The organism is Streptomyces sp. NPDC026589 (assembly GCF_040638385.1).
Classification (GTDB): Bacteria; Actinomycetota; Actinomycetes; order Streptomycetales; family Streptomycetaceae; genus Streptomyces.
Genome location: NZ_JBEZYG010000013.1, coordinates 164,854 through 188,401, shown reverse-complemented (window position 1 = coordinate 188,401; position 23,548 = coordinate 164,854). Strand labels below are relative to the sequence as shown.

Annotated in this window: 21 protein-coding genes and 1 pseudogene; 11 read left to right on the top strand and 11 right to left on the bottom strand. The window is 71.5% G+C overall.

Annotated features, from left to right (window positions below; translation table 11 throughout):
* Positions 1-113: 113 nt before the first annotated feature.
* The 4 genes from AB0F29_RS23160 to AB0F29_RS23145 all read right to left on the bottom strand — a co-directional run bounded on the left by AB0F29_RS23160 (position 114) and on the right by AB0F29_RS23145 (position 2,666).
* On the bottom strand, positions 114-434 hold the full coding sequence (locus tag AB0F29_RS23160) for a helix-turn-helix domain-containing protein (protein ID WP_361875082.1): 321 nt from the start codon (positions 432-434) through the stop codon (positions 114-116).
* 116 nt (positions 435-550) lie between these two features.
* Positions 551-799 carry a hypothetical protein gene (locus tag AB0F29_RS23155; protein WP_026291122.1) on the bottom strand — a complete coding sequence of 83 codons (249 nt, stop codon included), beginning with the start codon at positions 797-799 and terminating at the stop codon, positions 551-553.
* 110 nt (positions 800-909) lie between these two features.
* Positions 910-2,196, bottom strand: coding sequence for a lactonase family protein (locus tag AB0F29_RS23150; protein WP_361874855.1), 1,287 nt, complete (start codon positions 2,194-2,196; stop codon positions 910-912).
* A gap of 125 nt (positions 2,197-2,321) precedes the next feature.
* Entirely contained in the window at positions 2,322-2,666 is a 345-nt protein-coding gene (locus tag AB0F29_RS23145; protein ID WP_361875079.1) for a transposase family protein, read from the bottom strand.
* Positions 2,667-3,001: 335 nt separating this feature from the next.
* On the opposite strand from AB0F29_RS23145, the gene AB0F29_RS23140 reads away from it, so the two are divergent.
* The 6 genes and pseudogenes from AB0F29_RS23140 (at position 3,002) to AB0F29_RS23115 (ending at position 8,225) form a co-directional block, all read left to right on the top strand.
* On the top strand, positions 3,002-3,598 hold the full coding sequence (locus tag AB0F29_RS23140; protein ID WP_361874853.1) for a dihydrofolate reductase family protein: 597 nt from the start codon (positions 3,002-3,004) through the stop codon (positions 3,596-3,598).
* Between the two features lie 299 nt (positions 3,599-3,897).
* Positions 3,898-4,173, top strand: coding sequence for an RNase adapter RapZ (locus AB0F29_RS23135; RefSeq protein ID WP_361875076.1), 276 nt, complete (start codon positions 3,898-3,900; stop codon positions 4,171-4,173).
* Positions 4,174-4,247: 74 nt separating this feature from the next.
* Positions 4,248-4,481 (top strand): annotated as a pseudogene (locus tag AB0F29_RS23130) (hydrolase); the annotation flags it as partial.
* 221 nt (positions 4,482-4,702) lie between these two features.
* The gene (locus AB0F29_RS23125; protein ID WP_361874850.1) at positions 4,703-5,542 is read left to right on the top strand and encodes a TIM barrel protein; all 840 of its coding nucleotides are present in this window, start codon (positions 4,703-4,705) and stop codon (positions 5,540-5,542) included.
* 79 nt (positions 5,543-5,621) lie between these two features.
* On the top strand, positions 5,622-6,515 hold the full coding sequence (locus AB0F29_RS23120; protein ID WP_361874847.1) for a 2-hydroxy-3-oxopropionate reductase: 894 nt from the start codon (positions 5,622-5,624) through the stop codon (positions 6,513-6,515).
* A 252-nt stretch (positions 6,516-6,767) separates the two neighbouring features.
* A complete protein-coding gene (locus tag AB0F29_RS23115) occupies positions 6,768-8,225 on the top strand; it encodes a catalase (protein WP_097935404.1) in 1,458 nt (485 codons plus the stop codon).
* Between the two features lie 593 nt (positions 8,226-8,818).
* Here AB0F29_RS23115 and gcl read toward each other — a convergent pair.
* Entirely contained in the window at positions 8,819-10,603 is a 1,785-nt protein-coding gene (gene gcl / locus AB0F29_RS23110; RefSeq protein WP_361874844.1) for a glyoxylate carboligase, read from the bottom strand.
* A gap of 261 nt (positions 10,604-10,864) precedes the next feature.
* Between gcl and AB0F29_RS23105 the strand changes: the two genes are divergently transcribed.
* The 4 genes from AB0F29_RS23105 (at position 10,865) to AB0F29_RS23090 (ending at position 14,679) form a co-directional block, all read left to right on the top strand.
* Positions 10,865-11,575: a hypothetical protein gene (locus AB0F29_RS23105; RefSeq protein ID WP_361874842.1), complete on the top strand. Its 711-nt coding sequence runs from the start codon at positions 10,865-10,867 to the stop codon at positions 11,573-11,575.
* 170 nt (positions 11,576-11,745) lie between these two features.
* Positions 11,746-12,375 (top strand): GNAT family N-acetyltransferase, encoded by a 630-nt coding sequence (locus AB0F29_RS23100; protein ID WP_361874839.1) that lies wholly within the window; start codon positions 11,746-11,748, stop codon positions 12,373-12,375.
* 9 nt (positions 12,376-12,384) lie between these two features.
* Positions 12,385-12,582, top strand: a complete 198-nt coding sequence (locus AB0F29_RS23095) for a hypothetical protein (RefSeq protein WP_361332033.1) — start codon at positions 12,385-12,387, stop codon at positions 12,580-12,582.
* 291 nt (positions 12,583-12,873) lie between these two features.
* Entirely contained in the window at positions 12,874-14,679 is a 1,806-nt protein-coding gene (locus tag AB0F29_RS23090; RefSeq protein ID WP_361874836.1) for a SpoIIE family protein phosphatase, read from the top strand.
* A gap of 305 nt (positions 14,680-14,984) precedes the next feature.
* Here AB0F29_RS23090 and AB0F29_RS23085 read toward each other — a convergent pair whose 3' ends face one another.
* The 3 genes from AB0F29_RS23085 to AB0F29_RS23075 are packed head-to-tail and all read right to left on the bottom strand — an operon-like array spanning position 14,985 to position 18,741.
* Entirely contained in the window at positions 14,985-15,425 is a 441-nt protein-coding gene (locus tag AB0F29_RS23085) for a hypothetical protein (protein ID WP_361874834.1), read from the bottom strand.
* Positions 15,426-15,460: 35 nt separating this feature from the next.
* Positions 15,461-17,068 (bottom strand): AMP-binding protein, encoded by a 1,608-nt coding sequence (locus AB0F29_RS23080; protein WP_361874831.1) that lies wholly within the window; start codon positions 17,066-17,068, stop codon positions 15,461-15,463.
* Complete coding sequence (locus tag AB0F29_RS23075) at positions 17,065-18,741, bottom strand: AMP-binding protein (protein WP_361874828.1); 1,677 nt, start codon at positions 18,739-18,741, stop codon at positions 17,065-17,067. Before AB0F29_RS23075 ends, AB0F29_RS23080 begins: the two co-directional genes overlap by 4 nt.
* A gap of 131 nt (positions 18,742-18,872) precedes the next feature.
* Between AB0F29_RS23075 and AB0F29_RS23070 the strand changes: the two genes are divergently transcribed.
* Positions 18,873-19,715 (top strand): helix-turn-helix transcriptional regulator, encoded by an 843-nt coding sequence (locus AB0F29_RS23070; RefSeq protein WP_361874825.1) that lies wholly within the window; start codon positions 18,873-18,875, stop codon positions 19,713-19,715.
* A 41-nt stretch (positions 19,716-19,756) separates the two neighbouring features.
* Here the strand turns inward: AB0F29_RS23070 and AB0F29_RS23065 are convergent, their stop codons facing one another.
* The 3 genes from AB0F29_RS23065 to AB0F29_RS23055 all read right to left on the bottom strand — a co-directional run bounded on the left by AB0F29_RS23065 (position 19,757) and on the right by AB0F29_RS23055 (position 23,521).
* On the bottom strand, positions 19,757-20,893 hold the full coding sequence (locus AB0F29_RS23065) for a winged helix DNA-binding domain-containing protein (RefSeq protein WP_361874822.1): 1,137 nt from the start codon (positions 20,891-20,893) through the stop codon (positions 19,757-19,759).
* A gap of 94 nt (positions 20,894-20,987) precedes the next feature.
* A complete protein-coding gene (locus tag AB0F29_RS23060) occupies positions 20,988-22,025 on the bottom strand; it encodes a glutathione S-transferase C-terminal domain-containing protein (RefSeq protein ID WP_361874819.1) in 1,038 nt (345 codons plus the stop codon).
* Positions 22,022-23,521 carry an MFS transporter gene (locus tag AB0F29_RS23055; RefSeq protein WP_361874817.1) on the bottom strand — a complete coding sequence of 500 codons (1,500 nt, stop codon included), beginning with the start codon at positions 23,519-23,521 and terminating at the stop codon, positions 22,022-22,024. The genes AB0F29_RS23060 and AB0F29_RS23055 overlap by 4 nt, the downstream gene beginning before the upstream one ends.
* Between the last annotated feature and the right edge of the window lie 27 nt (positions 23,522-23,548).

The window sequence follows — 23,548 nt, the reverse complement described above, 5'->3', positions numbered from 1 at the left end:
TAACGCCCTCCGCAACACGACGTCAACACTTTGTTGAAATCTCGCGAACGAAGAAAGCCGCCGTCCCGGCATGCGGACGGCGGCTTTCCTGTGTGTTCGGTGTGTTCGGCCAACTACTCACCCTTGGCCGCATGTTCCCTGTTGAGGTAGTTGTACACGGTGAACCTGGAGACGCCCAGGGCGCCGGCCACCGTCTCCACCCCGTGCCGCACGGAGAAGGCACCGCGTGCCTCCAGCGTGCGGACGACGCTCTGTTTGGCCTTGCGGTCCAGGTCGGCGAGCGGCATCCCGTGCCGTCGCTCCATCGCGGCGAGGATGTGGTCGAGCGAGTCGGAGAGCTGCGGCAGGCGTACGGCTATGACGTCCTGGCCCTCCCAGGCGAGCACGACGTCGTCCTGCTGGGCCTGGTCCGGGCCCAGCAGTTCCGCGCCCATCGCGTCGACGAGCGGCTTGACCGCGGAGACCAGCGGGTGGTCGAGCGTTGCCGAAGGGTTATCGGACGCGGTGGAGGGGTCGGCTGCGGCCGGGGGGTGATCGACGGATTCGGTCATCACGCGTCCCCCTCGATCACGTTCACCTGGAGCGAGACCCGGGTGGCGCCCGAGGCCAGGGCCCGCCGCAGCAAGGAGTCCACGGCGGTGAGCACCTCGTCCGCGCCCCCTTCCGCGGTGTTGCCGAAGGGGCCGACGTCCACGGCGTCGAGCCCGGCGCCCTGGATCACCTCGCGGGCGACCACCGCGTGGGCGGGCGCCTCGTCGAGATCGAACGGCTCGGTGGTGAATTCCACCCTCAAGCGCACTGTGCCTCCATGATGTCCTCGCCCCGGGTGCGGGCTCCCGCGGCTCGGCCACGACTGTAGCCGCTGGACGGGGCCCCGCTCCGGTGCGCGCGGGGCCCCGACCGCGGTGGTCACGGAAGCGGCAGGACGCAGACCGCGACCGGAGCCGGGAAGGGGCCGCCCGCACCGGTCAGGGAGCCGTCGGGGCCGACCCCGAACACGGTGACGGTCGAGGAGCGCTGGTTCGCGGCGAAGAGCAGGGAGCTATCGGGGGACAGAGCCAGCTGTCGGGGCCAGTCGCCGCCTACGGGCACGGTGTCGAGCAGCCGCAGGACCGCCCCGTCGCTCTCCACGGCGTAACGGGTGAGGCTGTTGTGGCCCCGGTTGGCGAGGTAGACGTATGCCCCGTCCCCCGTGACCACCGGCTGGGCGGGGTAGCTGGTGCCGGTTCCCGTACCGGTGGACTGCGCGGACCCCGGGGTGAGAACGCCGGTGGCGGGATCGTACCCGCAGACGACCATGGTGTTGTCCAGCTCGCAGGCCAGGTACGCGAAGCGCCCGCCGGGATGGAAGGCCAGGTGGCGGGGGCCGGAGCCAGGAGCCAGAGCGGCCCTGGAGACCTCGGTGAGCGTCCCTGCCGACTCGTCGAGCGCGTACGTGTACACGGTGTCGGTGCCCAGGTCGACGGCGAGGACGTGACCGCCGTCGGGCGAGGTGACGATCTGGTGGGCGTGCGGTCCGCCCTGGCCGGGTCCCGGCGGCGGCGAGCTGTGGGTGACCAGGTCCGTCCACTCCCCCAGGGAGCCGTCCCCCGCGATCGGGTGGACGGCGACGCTGCCGGAGGTGTAGTTGGCGCTCAGCAGCCAGCGTCCGGACGGGTGGACGGAGAGGTGGGTGGGGCCGGAGCCGCCGGTGGGACGGCTGCCGAGCACCTCGTACGTCCCGTCCGGCGCGATCGCCACGGCGGTGACCGCGCCCGCGCCCTGCTCGGCGACCGCGTAGACGGTGGCGCCGGAGGGGTGCGGGGCCAGGTAGGAGGGGTTCTCGACGCCGGTGATCACCGGACCGGAAGTGATCGCGCCGGTGCGGGTGTCGTACGCGGCGGTGCCGATGCCGGCGCCGCCTCCCGCCTCGGAGGTGTACGTGCCGAGGAGCAGCGGGCGGGTGGCGCGCGGGCCGGCGGGCGGCGCGGACAAGGGGGCCGGGCCGGCCCCGGCTCGGGCCCGCGCGGCGTGGGCGGAGGCGGCGTGGGCGGGGCCGACGGCGGCCAGGGCGGCTCCGGCCAGCAGGCCGCCCAGGACGCCTCGGCGGCCGGGGAGGCCGGGGGCGGGCGCGGAGGCGGAGGCCGATGGGGATGCGGAACGGTCACCGTGCGCGGAACGGTCGGGGCCGGAGCCCGAGTGGGGGGCTGGGTTCATGCGAGGCACCTCGTGTGGGGGTTCGGCTGCTTCGGATGCGTCCGCCACCCTGGCCCAGCCGCCCGCCGTTCGACAAGAGGCGCAACCGCAGTTGCGCGCTGTGCAACGCGACCGTGGGTCGGCGGTCAGTCGCCCGCCTGGATGTCCCCCCTGGTCGAGGAGGTGATGGCGTCGCCGTGCGCGAAGTCCCCTGGAGGGATGCCCGGATGGTGCCCCTCCCGGTCGGGAGCGACCTCGGCCGCCGGGCCGAGCGCGAGCCGGGAGACGATCCGGTAGCGGTCGCCCCGGTAGAGCGAGTGGGCGAAGCGGCGGGCCCGCATACAGAGCACCACCCGGCGTCCCGCGTTGGGAACATCCGCAGGAAGCCGCAGGTAGGAGCTATGAACCCGGATCGACCAGTTCCCGCAGCCCGAACACGCCGAACCGGTCGTTGTGCTGCGGGCCTCGACTCGTATCGTCTCGTTGCTCACGTCCACCGACACCACCGACACGTCCGCGATCCACGGGAACGGCAACTCCTCCAGCCGGAGGACCACTTCTTCCACGATCCCGAACTGTCAGGTACCCGAGGTCACCACGGATCATTTTTAGGCGACTTCCAGGAGTCCAACACGACCACGAACCGTGACTCAGCGTGCGCAGGTCACGGAACTTGAGCCAGAACCCCAGATATTTGACGGCACGGTGCCCGCGCCGGGTGGACGAATGCCATGATCACTTAGCGGCTTCGCACCCCGCACCTCGGCATGCCACCCGGCGGTGCCGGGCCGTAGCGCGACAGCGTGACCAACGGAAGGAACCCGGCATGCGCAGACTCGTCCACTACATCGCCACCACCCTCGATGGCTTCATCGCGGGCCCGGGCGGCGGGGACCCCACCGGTCCCAACGGCTTCTGGCCCATACCGGAGGACTACATACAGCACCTCGTGGCCGAGTACCCGGAGACGCTGCCCGTCCAGGCCCGGCAGGCTTTGTCCGTCACGGCGGAGGGCACGCACTTCGACACCGTGCTGGAGGGGCGGCGCAGCTACGAGATCGGTCTTGCGGCCGGCATCACCGACGCCTACCCCCACCTGCGTCACCTGGTGTTCTCCCGGACCCTGACCGAGAGCCCGGACCCGGCCGTCGAATTGGTCGCCGACGACCCGGTGGCGACCGTGCGCGAACTCAAGCAGCAGGACGGCAAGGACATCTGGCTCCTGGGCGGCGCCGAACTCGCGGGCTCCCTGTACGCCGAGATCGACACGCTGATCCTCAAACTCGGCCCGCTGACCATCGGCGACGGCATCCCGCTGTTCTCCCGCAAGGCTGCCTTCGACCCGCGCACCTGGACACTCGCAGACCACACCGCCTTCAAGAGCGGCGCGGTGTTCCTCACGTACACGCGCGTCGGCAGCTGAACGCTCTGGACGAGCGGCGCTTGTGGAGGCCGGGCGCGGGCGCGCTCAGAGGGTCACGCTAGCCGTGCCGCGGCGCCAAGGCCGTGGACGGCTGCAACAGAGGCGAGCCAGCGCGGGGGCGCCCGCGCTGGCTCGCGGGGACACGACCTTCGGCTCTGGGCGTGATCAGGACCTTTCCCGGAGAACATCGCGATGCTGCCCTGCCAAGCACCCCAGCGCTGTCGAAGCTCGTGAACATCACCCGACCGTGGATCTGGGTGCCTCCCAAACCCGTGAACAACTGACGGCACTACTGGCGAATAAAGCCAGTCCGCCGGTACGTCATGGCGACTCCGGGCGCGAAGGAGCTGGTGGCCCAGTCCACCGAAAAGGTCCGCATCCTGCTGACGCGCGACAACCTCCGGCAGTGGACCGGCGGACCGCAGCAGTACCGCGTGGACGTCCACGTGGTCTGTGGTGGAAGTCGTCACCGTTCGGTTGCGGTGGCCGAGGAAATCGCCGTTCACCGTCGGGCCGCCGGGATCGGGGGCGAGGTCGAGCACCGGCACATCGAGAGGCCGATCCTGCAGAAGTGACGCGTCCGGGACCGCCTGAACCGGCCCCGGACGCGCACACCAGGACCACACCGAGCAGGCCCCGCCCACCGGTGTTCGGGACGCACGGGGCGGCCTATCTGCCCGAGCGGCCGATGTCGATCAACTTCAACCAGTGGCTGATCGACCTCCAGGGGCAGCCGAGCACCACGCCCCGCGCCTACGACCAGCAGGTGGACTACGTCCTGCACGTGAAGGACCAGGTGCTGACCCCGGCGCAGGTCAACGCGATGGTCGGGACGTACCGCGGGGCGGGGACGAGCTTCGAGGACACGGTCCCGGCCGGATAGCGGGGCGGGGGTCCGTACGGCGTGAGAGCCGGGCGGGGCGGGGGTCGAGTGCGGCCCCCGCCCCGCTTTCGCATGCCCGGAGGCACCCGCGCCACCGATTCCGTACGCCGCCGGCCAGGGCGAATTTTCCGGCACCCCCTTGACAGCCCCACCACCCTCCGGGCAATCTTCCGTTAAGCAGAAACTAACTTCCGCAATACGGAAGGAGCGCCGACATCCTCATGGGATACCCGGACCAGCGCTTCGATGTGAACCTTTCGATCCTCTTCACGGAACTCCCGCTCCTGGAGCGACCCGCGGCAGCCGCCGCGGCGGGCTTCACGGCGGTCGAGCTGTGGTGGCCCTGGATCGAGACCCCCACCCCTCCGCAGGCGGAGCTCGACGCCCTCAAGAAGGCGCTCGACGACGCCGGCACCCAGCTGGTGGGGCTGAACTTCTACGCCGGACAGCTGCCCGGCCCCGACCGCGGCGCGCTCTCCGTGCCCGGCACGGAGTCGGACCGCTTCCGGGCCAACATCGAGGTGGCGGCCGACTTCGCCGCCTCGGTCGGCTGCACGGCGCTCAACGCGCTGTACGGCAACCGCGTCGAGGGCGCGGACCCGGCGGTGCAGGACGCGCTCGCCCTGGAGAACCTGGTGCTGGCCGCCCGCGCGGCGGACCGGATCGGGGCGATCCTCCTCGTCGAGACCCTCAACAAGCCGGAGTCGCCGCTCTATCCGCTGGTCAGCGCACCGGCCGCGATCGAGGTCGTCGACAAGGTGAACGCGGCGACAGGTCTCGGGAACGCCAAGTTCCTGCTGGACCTCTACCACCTCTCGATGAACGGCGAGGAGCTGAGTCAGGTCATCAAGGCGTACGCCGCGAAGACCGGCCACGTCCAGATCGCCGACAACCCGGGCCGCGGCGCGCCGGGCACCGGCTCGCTCCCACTGGAGCAGCTCCTCGACGAGCTCAAGGACGCCGGCTACACGGGCTGGGTCGGCCTGGAGTACAAGCCGGGCGACCGGCCGAGCGCGGAGTCCTTCGACTGGCTCCCGGCGTCGGCCCGAGCGGCCCGCTGACCGGCTGCGGACGGGCCGGGCCGACCCCCGGTCGAGCCCAACCCCCTTACGTACAAACGTTTTTCAGGAAGGCACCCTCATGAGCAACAACCTCCCCAAGGTTGCGTGGATCGGCCTCGGCATCATGGGCTCCCCCATGTCCGAGAACCTGGTCAAGGCCGGTTACGACGTCACCGGTTACACCCTGGAGCAGGACAAGGTCGACCGCCTGGTCGCGGCCGGCGGCAACGGCGCCTCCTCGATCGCGGACGCGGTCGGGGACGCGGACGTCGTCATCACGATGGTGCCCGCCTCCCCGCAGGTCGAGGCCATCGCCTACGGCCCCGACGGCATCCTGGAGAACGCCAAGCGCGGCGCCCTGTTGGTGGACATGTCCTCCATCACCCCGCAGACCTCCGTGGACCTCGCCAAGAACGCGGCCGAGAAGGGCATCCGGGTCCTGGACGCGCCGGTCTCCGGCGGCGAGGCCGGCGCCATCGAGGCGGTCCTGTCCATCATGGTCGGCGGCGAGCAGGCGGACTTCGACGCCGCGAAGCCGCTGCTGGAGGCGCTCGGCAAGACCATCGTGCTCTGCGGCCCGCACGGCTCCGGCCAGACGGTGAAGGCGGCCAACCAGCTGATCGTCGCGGTCAACATCCAGGCCTGCGCAGAGGCCGTGGTCTTCCTGGAGAAGTCCGGCGTCGACCTCGCCGCCGCGCTGGACGTCCTCAACGGCGGTCTGGCCGGCTCGACCGTGCTGACCCGCAAGAAGGACAACTTTCTGAAGCGGGACTTCGCCCCCGGCTTCCGGATCGACCTGCACCACAAGGACATGGGCATCGTCACGGACGCCGCCCGCAACGTCGGCGCGGCCCTGCCCGTCGGCGGCGTGGTCGCCCAGCTGGTCGCCTCGCTGCGCGCCCAGGGCGACGGCGGCCTGGACCACTCGGCGCTGCTGCGCTCGGTCGAGCGGCTGTCCGGCTCCCAGGTCTGACCCCTCCGGCTCCGCAAAGGTCTGACCCCTCCGGCTCCGCGAGGAGCCCCTGGCCTCGTACGGGGCCACGGCCCGCACAACGGGCCCCCTGATCTCCGGGCCGCGGTGGCGCTGACACCTGTCCTGTCGCGCCCAGGCGCTGCCGCGGCCCGGAACCACACACTTCGTTTTCAACAAACTGTTGACGTTGTCTCGCGGCGAATCTACGCTCCTCAAGCCGTCAGCAGCTCGTACGAAAGGTCATCCCGCCACATGGCTAAGCGTGTGCTCACGACCGAGTCAGGCGCCCCGGTCGCCGACAACCAGAACTCCGCCACCGCCGGTGTCGGTGGACCGATCCTCCTCCAGGACCAGCACCTCCTGGAGAAGCTCGCCCGCTTCAACCGTGAGCGCATCCCGGAGCGCGTGGTGCACGCCCGCGGTTCCGGCGCGTACGGCTACTTCGAGGTCACCGACGACGTCACGGGCTTCACCCGCGCCGACTTCCTCTCCGAGGTGGGCAAGCGCACCGAGACGTTCATCCGCTTCTCGACCGTCGCCGACTCGCTCGGCGGCGCGGACGCGGTCCGCGACCCGCGCGGCTTCGCCCTGAAGTTCTATACGGACGAGGGCAATTACGACCTGGTCGGGAACAACACCCCGGTGTTCTTCATCAAGGACCCCATCAAGTTCCCCGACTTCATCCACTCGCAGAAGCGCGACCCGTTCACGGGCAAGCAGGAGCCGGACAACGTCTGGGACTTCTGGGCGCACGCCCCCGAGGCGACGCACCAGGTCACCTGGCTGATGGGCGACCGCGGCATCCCCGCCTCGTACCGTCACATGAACGGCTACGGCTCGCACACCTACCAGTGGACGAACGCCGCGGGCGAGGCCTTCTTCGTCAAGTACCACTTCAAGACGAACCAGGGCGTGCGGTCCCTCTCCGCCGACCAGGCCTCCGAGCTCGTCGGCAAGGACGCCAACTCCCACCAGACGGACCTGCTCCAGGCCATCGAGCGCGGCGTCAACCCCTCCTGGACGCTGCACGTCCAGGTGATGCCGGCCGCCGACGCCGCCGACTACCGGTTCAACCCGTTCGACCTCACCAAGGTGTGGCCGCACAGCGACTACCCGCTCCAGCGGGTCGGCCGCCTGGTCCTGGACCGCAACCCGGACAACGTCTTCGCCGAGGTCGAGCAGGCAGCGTTCTCCCCGAACAACTTCGTGCCCGGCATCGGCCCGTCGCCGGACAAGATGCTCCAGGGCCGGCTGTTCGCCTACGCGGACGCGCACCGCTACCGCCTGGGCGTCAACCACACCCACCTGCCGGTGAACGCGCCGCGCACCGCCGTCGTCGACAACTACGGCCGCGACGGCGTCCACGCGACCCGCAACGGCTCGCGCCACGACAAGAACTACGAGCCAAACTCGTACGCCGGTCCGGCACAGACCGACGCGGCGCTCGCCGCCCCGCTGGCGATCCACGGCTGGACGGGCACGCACGAGGCGCCCGCGCACACCAAGGACGACGACTTCTTCCAGGCGGGCGAACTCTTCCGGCTCATGTCGGAGGACGAGAAGGGCCGCCTGGTCGCGAACATCGCCGGAGGCCTCTCGCAGGTCACCCGTGACGACGTGATCGAGAAGAACCTCGCCCACTTCCACGCCGCCGACGCCGACTACGGCAAGCGCGTCGAGGAGGCCGTCCGCGCCCTGCGCGAGGACTGAGCTTCCCCTTCTCCAGGCCCCTGCCCGTACCGCGCACCCGGATGAGGGGTGCCGCGCGGCACGGGCAGGACGACGAGGCCGCGGCGGTCGAGCGATGCCAGTGCGGTGGTGAAGGACCCGGGGACCGTCTCCTGACCTGAAGGAGACGCCCTCCCCCGGGCCGATCGCCGCCGCCGCGGTCCCTGTCACCCGGCGACACCTCTGTCGCTCCCTGAACGAGGGCGCGGAGTACGGATACGGTCCCGTACTCCGCGCCCTTTCGCGTGGCCGGGCACGGCGTCCGCCCACCCGGCACCTTCCCAGCCCGTCCGGCGCTTGAGGACGGAACCGTAGCTCCGGAGCAGGCCGCTCCCTGCGCGAGGGACACCCCCTTGAACCCTGCCTGCGGAGTTCGGCCCCTCCCCCGCGAGGCATCCGTCCTCAAACGCCGGACGGGGCTGGAGCGGCGCGGGCACAGGCTGGGGTGGGACGCATCCAGCCCGTCCGGCGATTGAGGACATCTTCGGCGGGCGGAAGGGACCCGCCCGAACCGCGACAGGCCCCCGCCCCGGGGAGGAATCCGGGGCGGGGGCCTGTCGGCTGTGTCAGGTGGGTCAGGACGCCGTCAGGGGGCGGATCGCGGTGGGCGCGTGGGACGCGTCCGTCGCAATGTCCTCGAACTCGTTGACCGACGCGATGTCACTGCCGCTCATCGCGATGTTCGTGACCCGCTCCAGGATCGCCTCCACGACCACCGGCACCCGGAACTCCGCGGCGAGCTTCTTCGCCTCCTCGAAGGCCGGCAGCAGCTGGTCCGGCTCGGTGACCCGGATCGCCTTGCAGCCGAGTCCCTCGACGACCTTGACGTGGTCCACGCCGTAGACGCCCAGCTCCGGGGAGTTGAGGTTCTCGAACTCCAGGTTGACCTGGAAGTCGATGTCGAAGTTGCGCTGCGCCTGGCGGATGAGCCCCAGGTAGGAGTTGTTCACCAGGACGTGGACGTACGGGATGCGGTGCTGCGCGCCGACGGCCAGCTCCTCCAGCATGAACTGGAAGTCGTAGTCGCCGGAGAGCGCGACGACCGTGCCCTCCGGGTCCGCGGTGGCGACGCCCAGTGCGGCCGGGATCGTCCAGCCGAGGGGCCCCGCCTGGCCGCAGTTGATCCAGTGACGCGGCTTGTAGACGTGCAGCATCTGCGCGCCGGCGATCTGGGAGAGCCCGATCGTGGTGACGTAACGGGTCTCGGGGCCGAACGCCCGGTTCATCTCCTCGTACACGCGCTGCGGCTTGAGCGGCACGTTGTCGAAGTGGGTCCGGCGCTGGAGGGTCGCCCTGCGCTCCTGCGTGGACGCGGCCCACGCCGAGCGGTCCTTCAGCTCGCCCGCGGCCTTCAGCTCGCGCGCCACCTCGACGAAGAGCGTCAGCGCGGCCTTGGCGTCGGAGGCGATGCCGAGGTCCGGGGCGAAGATCTTGCCGAGCTGGGTGGGCTCGATGTCGACGTGGACGAAGGTGCGGCCCTGGGTGTAGACGTCCAGCTTGCCGGTGTGGCGGTTGGCCCAGCGGTTGCCGATGCCGAGGACGAAGTCGGACTCCAGGAAGTTCGCGTTGCCGTAGCGGTGCGAGGTCTGGAGGCCCACCATGCCGGCGTTCAGCTCATGGTCGTCGGGGAGGATGCCCCAGCCCATCAGCGTCGGGATGACCGGGACGCCGGTCAGCTCGGCGAACTCCACCAGGAGTTCGGAGGCGTCGGCGTTGATGATGCCGCCGCCCGCGACGAGCACCGGGCGCTCCGAGGCGTTCAGCATCTGGATCGCCCGCTCGATCTGCTTGCGGGAGGCCGCGGGCTTGTGGACCGGGAGGGGTTCGTACAGCTCGGGGTCGAACTCGATCTCGGTGAGCTGGACGTCGATCGGCAGGTCGATGAGGACCGGGCCGGGCCGGCCGGTGCGCATCAGGTGGAAGGCCTGCTGGAAGACGCCGGGGACCTGCGCGGCCTCCAGGACGGTCGTCGCCGCCTTGGTGACCGGCTTGGCGATCGACGCGATGTCGACGGCCTGGAAGTCCTCCTTGTGCAGCACGGCGGTCGGGGCCTGGCCGGTGATGCAGAGGATCGGGATGGAGTCGGCGATGGCGGAGTACAGACCGGTGATCATGTCGGTGCCCGCCGGGCCCGACGTGCCGATGCAGACGCCGATGTTGCCGGCCTTGGCCCGGGTGTAGCCCTCGGCCATGTGGGAGGCGCCCTCGACGTGCCGGGCCAGTGTGTGCTGCACCCCGCCGGAGGCCTTGAGGGCCGCGTAGAAGGGGTTGATCGCCGCACCCGGCACACCGAACGCGTTGCTGACGCCTTCGCGCTTGAGGATCTCAACTGCCGCTCGGGCAGCGGTCATACGAGGCATTGAGTGCTCCTGCTCGGGATTGGTGGAGTCGGGCTCTGTCGCGCCACCTGAGAGCACCAATTCCGCATTACGGAAATTCAGTTCTGCTATACGGAAGCAATCTAAAACGTGGGGCGACCCCCGTCAAGGGCGCGGACGGCCGCCCGCCCTCATGAAGTCCGCCAACCCCCTCCCCAGGGCCTCGCTCCTGGTGGACGATGGCGTGACGAGGGAGGCACGGAGCGCAGTCGGCCGCGCCGTCCGTGCCGGAGGGAGACGATCGTGGAGTTCGTGCCGGTACGGTGCCCTGTCTGCGGCCGGGACCACGCCTACAGCACACCGGCCTACCCCTGCCCGTGCGGGACGCCCACCGCACCGCAGCTACTACGTGAGGCCCCGGCGGTCCTGGTCACCCACCGCAGCTGGAACGACGCGTGGGTGACCGTCCGCTGCGCGTCCTGCGCCCGGGAGAACCAGTGGCCCCAGCCCGAGCTGTGCTGTCCCTGCGGGACCGTCCTGCGGATTCCGGTGCGCCCGGTGGCCGTCGCGCCGGCCCCGGCCGCGCCGGTCTCCCCCGCCCACATCCCTCTCCCGCGCACCGCCGCGCACCCCCGCCCGGCCTTCCGGCCGATGACGATCCGTACGGGCCACGACGCGGTGAGCGCGGCCGGCCTCTATCTGACCTGGCTGGGCTACCGCGACGTCGGCCGGCCCGGGGCGGGTCCGGCCTCCGGCATCGACCTGCGGGCCGACGGGCTGATCGCGCGGGTCGACTCCAGCACCCGGCCGACGACGCCGCGCGCGGTCGAGACCCTCTGGCTCAACGCGCTCGGCGCGTCGGTGACCGGCGTGTTCTTCTCCCTCGCGGGATACGCGGCCGACGCCCGGGCCCGCGCGGACGGCGTCGGCCTCCCGCTCTTCGTCATGGACCTCACCGGGACCCCGCAGCCGGTGAACGGCCCCGCGGACGAGCTGGTGAGCACGGGCGCGTGATGCGTCGGCAACGGCGAAGGGCCAGGTGCCGCGGTGCCGGACGCGAGAATCCCGGGGTGCGACTCAGTAAGGGGCTCCGAGGAGCACACTCATGCCCGGGTGCTGTCGGCCGGACACCCATATCCGGCCACCGCGTACCGGTCCGCCGTCCGGCGCGGCACACTGAGTACATGCGTATCCGCTCCGCCAGACGCTCGGATCTCCCGCTGCTCCAGGACATCGAGCGCGCCGCAGGGGAACCGTTCCGGGACCTGGGCATGGCCTTCGTGGCCGACGACGATCCGCCCCCGCTCGTCCTGCTGGAGAGCTACCGGCTGGCAGGCCGCTGCTGGGTGGCCTCCGACCCCCTCTCCGCCACCGGCGACCGGCCGCTCGGCTATGTGCTCGCCGACCCCGTCGACGACGCCCTGCACATCGAGCAGGTCTCGGTCGACCCCACCGCCGCCCGCCGGGGCATCGGCCGGGAGCTGATCGCCCACCTCGCCGCCCTGGCCGCGGTCCGGGGCATGGCGGCCCTCACCCTGACCACCTTCACCGATGTGCCGTGGAACGCTCCGTACTACGCCCGTATCGGCTTCCGCGCCCTGGCCGAGGGCGAACTCACCGACGGACTGCGCGCGATCCGCGCCGAGGAGGCCCAGCACGGCCTGGATCGCTGGCCCCGGGTCTGCATGCGGCGCGAACTGACCTCCGCCGCCCGGCCGTCGGGCGCCGCGGGGACCGTGAGGATCCCGCGTGTGCCGAACGCCTCGGCGTCCCCGGACACTTCGGAAGCCGTGGCTGTCAGTGGTGGCACGTAAGCTGTGCGCATGGCTTTACTCCCGGACAGCTCCCTCCCCGCAGACCGCCCCGCGCCCGCCGCCGAGCACGCCAACGAGGCCATCCGCGCCCTCGTCGACGCCTCCGGACAGGACTGGTCCGAGGTGGAGGCGGCGACCTACGAAGTGCTGCTCATCGAATGGGCGGCGGCGACCCGGGGCGGCCCCGACATCATCGAAGCCGCCTGACCCGCCCCCGCCACGCTCCGCCCGCTCAGCTGGTTCTTCGACCTTCCGCCCCAGGAGAAGGAATCGGCGCCGTCCTCGTCTACGGGTCGTGACCGTAGCGGTCGGCCGCCAACGCTCATAACCTCGTCGTGGAAGTCGAATCCGGGAGCCGGACCAGGAGGGCCAGAAAATGGGCGCCGGGTCACAGTCCCCGCACAGGTGAGCCACATCAGGATTACCCGGAGGTGCCGCAGCCGTTTCCGGTGCACACTGGGCACCAAGAGGCGTCGAATCCTCTTTGGAGGCGGAAGAGTGAACGCCGGCAGTGGTGGACGGCGCCTGCCCGGCCGGGGCTCCGCCGGGCGACGCTCGGGCGGCGCGAACGTGCGGTTCCGACGGAGCAGAGGCGTCCTGCCGCCGGACCGGTTCACCACGCGCAGCCGTCTCGCCTGGCTGAATTCCGCCAGCTCCCGCATCGGCACGACCCTGGACCTGGAGCGCACCGCACAGGAACTCGCCGAGTTCACCGTGCCCAGTTTCGCCGACGGGGCGGCCGTGGACATCCTCGAGAGCGTCCTGCGGGGCGACGAGGGCTCCCGGAAGACCGAGCCCGGCATCCCGCAGATGCGGGCCACGGCGCTGTGCGCCATCGAGGAACTCTCCAACCTGGAGCCGACCCCGGTGGGCGAGATCTTCGTGCGCGCCCAGCAGTCGCACGAGACGCTGCTCCACCGGTACGTCCTCCGGCAGGGCAAGCCCGTGCTGCTGAGCAGGGTGCGCGACGACGACTTCATCCACGTCGCACCCACCGCGAGCGCCGCCGCGCAGTTGCGTGCCGCCGGCGTGCACAGCTACCTGGCCGTGCCCCTGATCGCCCGTGGGCTGCTGCTCGGCAGCGCCGACTTCGTGCGCGGCCGCGGAACCCCGCCGTTCTCCACCACCGACCTGGCGCTGGCGGAGCAGCTCGCCTCCAAGGCGGCGGTCTTCATCGACAACGCGCGTCTGTACGGGCGGGAGCGCGAGCACGTCGTCTCGTTGCAGCGCTCCCTGCTGCCGCGCGTCACCCCGGCGACGCCGGGCCTGCGGGTGCACTCCGAGTACGCGCCCGCGGCGGCGTATCACGGCGTGGGCGGGGACTGGTACGACGTGATGGCCCTGCCCGGCGGACGGACGGCCCTGATGGTGGGCGACGTGATGGGGCACGGACTGCCCGCCGCCGCCACCATGGGGCGCCTGCGGACGGTGGCCCGCACGCTGATGACCCTGGACATGGCCCCCGAGCGGATCCTCGCGCGGCTCGACCTGGCCACCCGCGACCTGGAGGACGAGCAGGTATCCACCTGCCTGTGCGCGGTCTACGACCCCGCCGACTCCTCCTACACCCTGGCGAGCGCCGGGCACCTGCCGCCGCTGCTCCTCGACGGGCAGGGCGCCGCCGACCTCGTCCCGGTGCCAACCGGCGCGCCGCTGGGGGCGGGCGTGATCCCGTACGACCCCCTGCGGCTGCGCGTCCCGGACGGCGCCCACCTGGTCATGTACACGGACGGCCTGATCAAGTCCCGGGACGAGGACGTGGACGCCCAGTTGGACCGGCTGCGTGCGGCGGCGCTGAGCCTGCCGCCCGGGTCGCTGGTGAAGGGCGGTCTGGTGGAGCGCGCCCCGGCCGCCGCCGCCCGGTTCGACGAGGCGGTGCTCCTCGTCACCACGAGCGCCGCACTCCCGGCGGGGGACCTGCGGGTGTGGGAGCTGCCGCAGGACGGCCGGGCCGCCTCGGTCGCCCGTGGTCTCGTCACCGGCCAGCTCGCCGCATGGGGGCTCGATGAACTCGCCGACATCTCGGAGCTCGTCGTCTCCGAACTGGTCGGCAACGCATTGCGCTACGGGAACGGCCCCGGCGAGCTGCGGCTGCTGCGCGGGGAACGCTTCGTCGTGGAGGTGTCGGACACCGGACCCGATCTGCCCCAGATCCAGCACGCGGGCCTCAGCGACGAGGGCGGACGAGGCCTTCAGCTCATCAACATGCTGTGCCGCCGCTGGGGTTCGTCCCGCACGGTCACCGGCAAGGTGGTCTGGGCGGAACAGAACATGCCGTCCTCCGTCCTGGACCGCAGCTCATAGCCCAGAGCCCCAGCCTCGAAGTCGGCGTAGGGCTCGGGTTCTGCTCAGGCGGCGCGGGATGCGGGGCGGGGCCGCGGTGTGCTCCCCGAGTCGTCTCAGGGTGATGCCGGTCGTCCACGTGCTTGAGCGGCATCCGGCCGGAGTCGAGGTCGCTGGGGTCGAGCGTCTACCGGAGGGCGTGCATGCTCACCCGGTGTCACCTAAGTGCTGGGTTCCGGCAGGAGCTTCCGGCAGGCGGCGCCCTGCCGGTGCTGTTCCCGGACGTGCCCGGGTTGTCCGGCTTGGCGGGCGGTGGTCCCTCACCCTCATGACAAGGCGCTGGACACGCTCCGGCTCAAGCACCGGCGTGCCGCACGGACAGCGAGGTAGGCAGTCAGCCCCGCGACCACGAGCGGCAGCAGCGGATACAGGACGCCCATCCCCCACGAGGTGAGACTGGTGTCGATCACCGCATAGGTTCCCAACGGCGTCTTGGCGGCCGATACGGTCTCTCCCACCTTGTCGCCATATCCCACTTTCACCGTGCCGATGCTCTCGCCGTCCACGAGCCTGCCTATGCACTCGTTGTGGCTCCCCCCGCGGCCGTCGACCTTGAGCTGACATCGCGAGAGGCGTATCTGTACTTCGTCCCCGGCCAGTCCCAGCCGGACGACTCCCAGAGCTCCCGCCCAAAGGGTCACCCCCACGAACAGCACCGCCATCACGCCCCAGGCCATGGCTGCTACGGCCCACCCCTTACTCGTCATGGGGCCAGCATGGCGCACCAGGACCGAACCCAGTTTCAGTCCGCGTACGCCTCGCGCAGTTCGATCTTGCGGACCTTTCCGCTCACCGTCATCGGGAAGGCCTCCAGGATCCGCAGCCTGCGCGGGATCTTGTAGTGCGCGAGCCGCTCCCGGCAGTACGCAGAGATCTCGTCCAGGGTGGGCGGGTCGGCGGGGTCTCTGGGGATGACGCAGGCCAGGATCTCCTCGCCGTAGCGCTCGTCCGGCACTCCGACCACCTGGACGTCGGCGACCTTCGGATGGCCGTACAGGAACTCCTCGATCTCCCGTGGGTACACGTTCTCGCCGCCCCGGATGATCATGTCCTTGATCCGGCCGACGACCTGGACGTATCCGTCCTCGCGCATCACCGCGAGGTCCCCGGTGTGCATCCACCGGCCGACGTCGACGACCTCGGCGGTACGGTCGGGCTGGTCCCAGTAGCCGAGCATCACGCTGTAGCCGCGGGTGCGCAGCTCGCCGGCGGTGCCGCGCGGCAGCGTGACGCCGGTGACGGGGTCGACGACCTTGACCTCGATGTGCGGCAGCGCGCGGCCCACCGTGCCGGTGCGGCGGTCCAGATCGTCGTCGCGGCGGGTCTGGGTGGAGACCGGGGACGTCTCCGTCATCCCGTAGCAGATGGACACCTCGGCCATGTGCATCTCGGCGACGACCCGCTTCATCACCTCGGCCGGGCAGGGCGAACCGGCCATGATCCCGGTGCGCAGCGAGGAGAGGTCGTACCCGGCGAAGTCCGGCAGATTCAGCTCGGCGATGAACATGGTGGGCACGCCGTACAGCGAGGTGCAGCGCTCCTGCTGGACGGCGGTCAGCACGGCTGCGGGCTCGAAGGACGGCCCAGGGATCACGATGCAGGCGCCGTGCGAGGTGCTGGCGAGAGACCCCATCACCATGCCGAAGCAGTGGTAGAAGGGGACCGGGAGACAGACCCGGTCGGCCTCCGTGTACGCGATCGTCTCCCCGACAAAATACCCGTTGTTGAGGATGTTGTGGTGGGAGAGCGTCGCCCCCTTGGGGAAGCCCGTGGTACCGGAGGTGTACTGGATGTTGATCGGGTCGTCGCAGGACAGCTCCGCCTCGCGGGCGGCCAGGTGCTCCCGGGTGACGGCGGGCGCGGCGGCGGTCAGCTCGTCCCAGGACGGGTCGCCGATGTAGTGGACGGCGCGCAGGTCGGGGCAGGCGGAGCGGACCTGTTCCACGAGAGCGCGGTAGTCGCTGGTGCGGTGGGAGAGGGAAGCGACCAGCAGGGAGACGCCGGCCTGCTGGAGGACGAACTCCACCTCATGGGCGCGGTAGGCGGGGTTGATGGTGGCCATGACGGCCCCGATCCGGGCCGTGGCGTACTGCACGAGCACCCACTCCGGGCAGTTGACCGCCCAGATGCCGACCCGGTCGCCCTTCGCCACCCCCGACGCCATCAGGGCGCGGGCCAACACGTCGACGTCCGCGACGAGTTCGGTGTACGTCCAGCGTCGGCCCGAGGCCATGTCGACCAGCGCCTCGCGGTCGCCGTGTGCCGCGGCCGTCCGGTCGAGGTTGCGGCCGATGGTGTCGCCGAGCAGCGCGGTGTCGCCGACGCCGTGCGCGTACGACTGGGTGCTCACGTGAGGTCACCCTCGTCGAACTCGGCGCCGGAGCCCAGGGCGGTGCGTTCCCGCAGTTCGATGCGGCGGATCTTGCCCGACACGGTCTTGGGCAGCTCCGCGAACTCCAGCCTGCGGATGCGTTTGTACGGGGCGAGGACCGCCCGGGAGTGCTCGAAGAGGACCTTCGCGGTGTCCGGCCCGGGCTCCCAGCCCTCCGCCAGTACGACGTACGCCTTCGGGACGGCGAGGCGGAGCGGGTCGGGGGCGGGCACGACTGCGGCCTCGGCGACCGCCTCGTGCTCCAGCAGGGCGCTCTCCAGCTCGAACGGCGAGATCTTGTAGTCGGAGGCCTTGAACACGTCGTCGGCGCGGCCCACATAGGTGATGTAGCCGTCCGTGTCACGCGCGCCGATGTCCCCGGTGCGGTAGTAGCCGCCCGCCATCGCCTCGGCGGTGCGGTCCGGGTCGCCGTGGTAGCCGGTCATCAGGCCGACGGGGCGGTCTGCCAGATCGAGGGAGATCTCGCCCTCGGCCGCCCCGGGCTGTCCGCTGACCGGGTCGAGCAGTTCGACGGTGAAGCCTGGGCTCGGCCGGCCCATGGAGCCGGTCTTGAGGAGCTGGCCGGGGGTGTTGGCGACCTGGACGGCGGTCTCCGTCTGGCCGAACCCGTCGCGGATGGTGACGCCCCACTCCCGCCGGACCGTCTCGATGACCTCCGGGTTCAGCGGCTCACCGGCTGCGACGACCTCGCGCGGCGGGGCCTTCAACTGGCTCAGGTCGGCCTGGATGAGCATGCGCCAGACGGTCGGCGGGGCGCAGAAGCTCGTGATGCCCGAGCGGTCCATCTCGGCCATCAGGCGGCCCGCGTCGAAGCGGGTGTAGTTGAAGATGAAGACGGTGGCCTCGGCCGTCCACGGGGCGAAGAGGTTGGACCAGGCGTGCTTGGCCCAGCCGGGCGAGGAGATGTTCAGATGGACGTCACCCGGCCTGAGCCCGATCCAGTACATCGTCGACAGGTGGCCCACGGGGTAGGACACATGGGTGTGCTCGACCAGCTTGGGGCTGGCGGTGGTGCCGGACGTGAAGTAGAGCATCAGCGGCTCGTCCGCGTCCGTCTCCCGGCCCGGTGTGAACGCGGCGGACGCCTCGGCCACTCCCGCGTACGGCAGCCAGCCCGCCACCTCCTCGCCGACCGCGATCCGGGTGTAGTCCCCGGGGACCTCGTCGAACTTCGCGGTGTCCGCGTCCCGCACCAGCACATGGCGCACCCGGCCGCGCTCCACCCGGTCGCGCAGGTCGGCGGGGCCGAGGAGCGGGGTGGCGGGGATGACGACGGCGCGCAGCTTCATCGCGGCGAGGGCGGTCTCCCACAGCTCGACCTGGTTGCCGAGCATCACGAGGACGCGGTCGCCCGCCCGTACGCCCTGTCCCTTCAGCCAGTTGGCGGCCCGGTCGGAGCGCTCCGACATCGCCGCGAAGGACACCTCGGTGCGCCGGCCGTCCTCCTCCACGATGTGCAGGGCGGTGCGGTCGTTGTTCTCGGCGATGACGTCGAACCAGTCCAGGGCCCAGTTGAAGTGGTCCGGCCGGGGCCAGCGGAAGCCCGCGTAGGCCCGCTCGTAGTCCTCGCGGTGCTTCAGCAGGAAGTCCCGGGCGGCCCGGAACGTCTCGGTAGCGCTGGTTGCCGACATGTGCCCTCCTCATTACGGACCGGTCGCCTACCATCATGTAAACAGTGACCCAGGTCTCACCACCCCCGGACGGGGTGGTCCGCTCCCCCGTGCGGGGGAGAGCGGCACGGGCCGGGTGGGAGGACGTCGGAGTGCCGGAACCGGTCGACGCGGTCGAGATGCAGGCCGCGCTGTTGAGGCTGCGCCGCACGAGCGGGCTTCCCGTGGTGTTCGGCGGCCTGCTGTCCGACGCACGCCATGCCCGGATCGCCGAGCTGAACGGGGCGCAGACCGGTGCGCTGCGGGGGCTGGTCATCTCCGCCGGGAGCGGCCTGGGCGGCAAGGCCATCGCCCTGTCCCGGCCCTGTGCCGTGACGGACTACGCGTCTTCGCGCCACATCAGCCACGAGTACGACGCGGCGGTGGCGGCGGAGGGGCTGCGCTCGGTCGTCGCGGTCCCCGTCGTCGTACGGCGTGCGGTGCGGGGCGTGCTGTACGGGGCGCTGCGTACGCCGGTCACGCTGGGCGACCGGACGTTCGACGCGATGGTGGCTGCGGCCCGTGACGTGGAGCAGTCGCTCGCGGTGCGGGACGAGGTGCGGCGGTTGCTGGCGGCGGGCCGGGAGCAGGTGACCGATCCGGACACGGCGCCCGGCGCCTGGGAGGACGTGCGCGAGGCCCACCGCGAACTGCGCGCGCTGGTCCCGAGGGTCCTGGACCCGGCCCTGCGCGACGAGTTGCTGGACGTCTGCGGGCGGCTGGCCTCGGCGGCGGGGGCCAAGGTGCCCGCGGCCCGGGAGGTCCGCCTCGCGCCGCGCGAGGTGGATGTGGTGGCGTGTGTGGCGGCGGGCTCGACGAACGCGGCGGCCGCCGAGCGGCTGGGGCTGCGGCCGGAGACGGTGAAGGGATATCTGCGGTCCGCGATGCGGAAGTTGGGGGCGCACACGCGGCTGGAGGCCGTGGTGGCGGCCCGCCGGGCGGGGCTGCTGCCCTGACCCCTGCCCCCTGACCTGCGGGCCACGGGGCCGCGGTGGTCTCAGTCGCCGTAGTCCAGGAACGTGCCGAACCGGACGTCGTGGTCCGTGGCGTCCGTCATCACGGTCAGCATCCGCGCCGCCTCCTCGGTGATCTCCGCGCGCTCGGCGCGGATCAGGCTCCGCAGCGGCTGGACGGTCAGGATCGCGGTGCCGCCCTCGCGTTCGACGCGCCAGACCGCGTCGAAGAACCCGTCGATCAGCACGGACCCGTACGCCTGGTTGCCCACCCCGTTGCGCCCCTTGTTCACCGGGGCGATCACGCGGCTGCGGTCGGCGTGGCCGAGGAGGAGGTTGTCGAACTCGGGCAGGAGGCGCGGCGGGGCCGGGGTGTCGGGGTCGGGGCGCGGGGCGTCCGGGAGGTCGAAGAGCTCGACGCCCCTCTCGTCCCGGAAGGTGAGCAGCCGGGGCCTGAGCCGTTCGAAGACCTCCTTCATGCGGGTGAGTCCCGCCCATGACTGGAAGTCCATCACCGAGGCGGGGCCGAACGCGCCCAGGTAGCGCAGCACGGTGGCGTCGGGCGCGGGCACCGGTTCGGCGGGCCGGCCCAGCCAGTGCTCCACGGTGGTCAGGGCGACCTGCCCACCGCGTCCCCACAGTCCACGCGGGGTGACCTGGACCAGGGGCAGCAGACAGCGGGCGGCGACGGTGAGCGCGAGGGGGTCGGCGTCCGGCCAGCGGGCGAGAAGCTCCTCCCGCAGCTCCTTCACCGGACGCGGGCGCTCCACGACCAGCTCCTCGGCCACCGCGGCGAGCCGGTCCAGGTCCACTCCTTCCAGCCCGCGCCGGAAGGTCTTCAGCTCCCGCTCGCGCGCCGCCTGCACCAGGGGGCGCAGGGTGAGCGCGTCGTCCGCCGTATGGGTGTGGAGGGTGGAGCGGAGGGTGACGATCCGCACCACCTCGCGGGACGCCATCAGTGCGGACAGCTCTTCGGGGTCGAAGTCCGCGAGCCGGGCGTACAGCTGGAAGTACGGGGGCTTGGTGTTCTGGGCCTGGAGCCCGAGGAGGTGGGCGACGGCGTCCTTCGCGGACATCGGCGACCGGTGCAGCAGGAGCTGTCGGTCCAGGGTCGCCCGGTTCAGCGCCCGCGTGGAGAGGACGGTGGGCTGTGCGGCGGTGCGGTGCGTCTTCGCTGCCATGGTCCGCACGGTACCGGGGCTTGCGGACAGCTACGGTCCGCAAGGGGTCGCGGGCGTGCGTCACGCCCACCGGACCCGTGCGCCGAGCGCCCGGTCAGGCGGGAGGCACGGGGGTGACCCGCTCGCCCGGGGGCACGGGGCCCGGGGGTGTGCCGTCGCCGAACGGGCGACCGCCGAGTTGTTCGCGGTGGTGCGGAGCGGTCCAGCCGGAGAGGTCGGGGCCGACGGGGACGATGCCGGTGGGGTTGATGCCCGTGTGCACCTGGTAGTAGTGCCGCTTGATGTGGTCGAAGTCGACCGTGTCGCCGAATCCGGGTGTCTGGTAGAGGTCGCGGACGTAACCCCACAGGACGGGGTCCTCGGTCAGTTTGTTCCGGTTGCACTTGAAGTGGCCGTGGTAGACGGCGTCGAAGCGGACCAGGGTGGTGAAGAGCCGGATGTCGGCCTCGGTGATGGTGTCGCCGACCAGGTAGCGGCGGTCCGCGAGGCGGGCGGAGACGAGGTCGAGGCGGCGGAACAGGGCGGCGTACGCCTCCTCGTACTCCTCCTGGGAGCTGGCGAACCCCGCGCGGTACACGCCGTTGTTGACGTCCCGGTAGATGCCCTCCATGACCTCGTCGATCTCGTCGCGCAGCGGTTCGGGGTAGAGGTCGGGGGCGCCGGGCCGGTGCAGGGCGGTCCATTCGGTGGCGAGGTCGAGGGTGATTTGCTGGTAGTCGTTGGTGACCAGTTTCCCGCTCGGTACGTCCACGATCGCGGGCACGCTGACGCCTCCGGGATAGCCGCGCTCCCGGGCGTCGTAGGCCTCGCTCAGATAGCGGATGCCGAGGACCGGGTCCTTGCCGCCCGGGTCGAGGGTGAAGCGCCAGCTGCGGTCGTCCTGGATCGGGTCGGCGACGGCGAGCGGCAGCGCGTCCTCCAGGCCGAGGAGCCGCCGGGAGACCAGGGCGCGGCTCGCCCAGGGGCAGGCGCGGCTGGCGACGAGCCGGTAGCGGCCCGGCTCCACGGGCCATCCGTCGCGTCCGTCGGCGGTGATGCGGTCGGCGAAGTGGCTCCGGGACCGTTTGAACGGCTTGTGGCCGTAGGAGGTGTTGCCGTCGCTCCCGGCGCTGTCCGCTGTCGTGTCGCTCATGCCGTGCTCCTCGATGCCTCGTTCGGTTCGTGTGCTGTGCGTCGTCTGCCCCGTCGGTCGGCTCCGACCTCCGCCAGCGCCACGATCAGGGCGGCCAGGACGAAGGCGACGGAGACGACGAGCCCGTGGTCGTAGGCGTCGGCCCAGCCGTCCGGGCCGACCTGGGCGAAGAACACCGCGCCGACGGCGGCGATCCCGATCGCGGAGCCGACCCGCTGGCCGGTCTGGAGGGTGCCCCCGGCGCTGCCGGCCCGGTTCACCGGGACCTCCGCGAGGGTCAGCGTCTGGTTCGGGGCGATGACCAGGCCGCTGCCGAGACCGGCGAGGAGCAGCGGGGCGGCCATCGCCCAGCCCGCGCCGGTGCCAGGGACCAGGTGAACGGCGAGGGCGGTGCCGGCGAGGCCGAGCGCGACCATGGCCAGGCCCGCCACCACGAGGGGTCGGCCGAAGCGCCCGACGAGCCGGCCGCCGATGGACGCGGCGACGCCGGAGCCGAGGGCGAAGGGGGTGATGGCGAGTCCGGCCAGGAGGGCGGAGTAGCCCAGGCCGGACTGGAGGTAGAGGGTCGTGACGAAGAAGATCGAGGTGAACCCGGCGAAGTAGAGCAGGATCAGCAGGCAGCCCAGCCAGTAGGAGCGCAGCCGGAACAGCGACAGGTCGAGGACCGGGTGCGTGCGTCCGCCCGTGCACCGCGACTCCCAGGCCATGAACGCGGCGAACAGGGCCCCGGCCAGGAGGAGCAGGAGCCACTTTCCGTTGCCGGGCCACTGCTGGGCCTGGACGAACGGCAGCAGCAGCGCGAGCACTCCGGCCCCGAGCAGGGCGACGCCCACCGGGTCCAGGTCGCGTGGCCTCACCCGGCCGGCCGACGGGGTGTCCGGGAGCAGCCGGTGGGCGAGCAGGAGGCAGACGGCGCCGATCGGGAGGTTGACGTAGAAGACCCAGCGCCAGCCGTGTTCCGGTCCGGCGGCCTGGATGAGCAGGCCGCCGAGCAGCGGGCCCACGGCCGTGGAGATGCCGACGACGGTGCCGAACATGCCGAAGGCCCGGCCGCGCTCGCGCCCGGAGAACATCTGCTGGATCAGGGCGGAGATCTGTGGGGAGATCAGACCGCCCGCGATGCCCTGCACCAGGCGGGCGACGACCAGCCACAGGCTGGACTGGGCGGCCCCGCAGGCGGCGGAGGCCAGGGTGAAGAGGGCGAGCCCCGCCATGAAGACCGCCCGGCGGCCCCGTGCGTCGCCCAGGCGTCCGGCGGGGATGAGGAAGAGCCCGAAGGCGAGGGCGTAGCCGGAGAGCACCCATTGGAGGTCGGACTCGGGGGTGTTCAGGCCCTCCCGGATCGAGGGAAGGGCCACGTTGACGATGGAGACGTCCAGCAGGGTCATGAAGCCCGCCACCAGGCAGACGGCCAGGGCCCGCCAACGCCGGGGGTCGGGTCCGTCCGGGACGGCGTCGCCCCCGGCCGGCCCGGGATGCTCCGCGCTCCGTGCCATGGTTCGCACCTTAGGTCGCGTGGGGTG

Excerpts from the sequence above, each read along its gene's own strand:
- AB0F29_RS23140 (WP_361874853.1), top strand. The coding sequence starts at position 3,002 with ATGCGCAGACTCGTCCACTACATCGCCACCACCCTCGATGGCTTCATC.
- AB0F29_RS23075 (WP_361874828.1), bottom strand. The coding sequence starts at position 18,741 with ATGTCGGCAACCAGCGCTACCGAGACGTTCCGGGCCGCCCGGGACTTC.
- AB0F29_RS23115 (WP_097935404.1), top strand. The coding sequence starts at position 6,768 with ATGGCTAAGCGTGTGCTCACGACCGAGTCAGGCGCCCCGGTCGCCGAC.
- AB0F29_RS23065 (WP_361874822.1), bottom strand. The coding sequence starts at position 20,893 with ATGGCAGCGAAGACGCACCGCACCGCCGCACAGCCCACCGTCCTCTCC.
- AB0F29_RS23060 (WP_361874819.1), bottom strand. The coding sequence starts at position 22,025 with ATGAGCGACACGACAGCGGACAGCGCCGGGAGCGACGGCAACACCTCC.
- AB0F29_RS23100 (WP_361874839.1), top strand. The coding sequence starts at position 11,746 with ATGCGTATCCGCTCCGCCAGACGCTCGGATCTCCCGCTGCTCCAGGAC.
- gcl (WP_361874844.1), bottom strand. The coding sequence starts at position 10,603 with ATGCCTCGTATGACCGCTGCCCGAGCGGCAGTTGAGATCCTCAAGCGC.
- AB0F29_RS23095 (WP_361332033.1), top strand. The coding sequence starts at position 12,385 with ATGGCTTTACTCCCGGACAGCTCCCTCCCCGCAGACCGCCCCGCGCCC.
- AB0F29_RS23125 (WP_361874850.1), top strand. The coding sequence starts at position 4,703 with ATGGGATACCCGGACCAGCGCTTCGATGTGAACCTTTCGATCCTCTTC.
- AB0F29_RS23055 (WP_361874817.1), bottom strand. The coding sequence starts at position 23,521 with ATGGCACGGAGCGCGGAGCATCCCGGGCCGGCCGGGGGCGACGCCGTC.
- AB0F29_RS23120 (WP_361874847.1), top strand. The coding sequence starts at position 5,622 with ATGAGCAACAACCTCCCCAAGGTTGCGTGGATCGGCCTCGGCATCATG.
- AB0F29_RS23085 (WP_361874834.1), bottom strand. The coding sequence starts at position 15,425 with ATGACGAGTAAGGGGTGGGCCGTAGCAGCCATGGCCTGGGGCGTGATG.
- AB0F29_RS23150 (WP_361874855.1), bottom strand. The coding sequence starts at position 2,196 with ATGAACCCAGCCCCCCACTCGGGCTCCGGCCCCGACCGTTCCGCGCAC.
- AB0F29_RS23160 (WP_361875082.1), bottom strand. The coding sequence starts at position 434 with ATGGGCGCGGAACTGCTGGGCCCGGACCAGGCCCAGCAGGACGACGTC.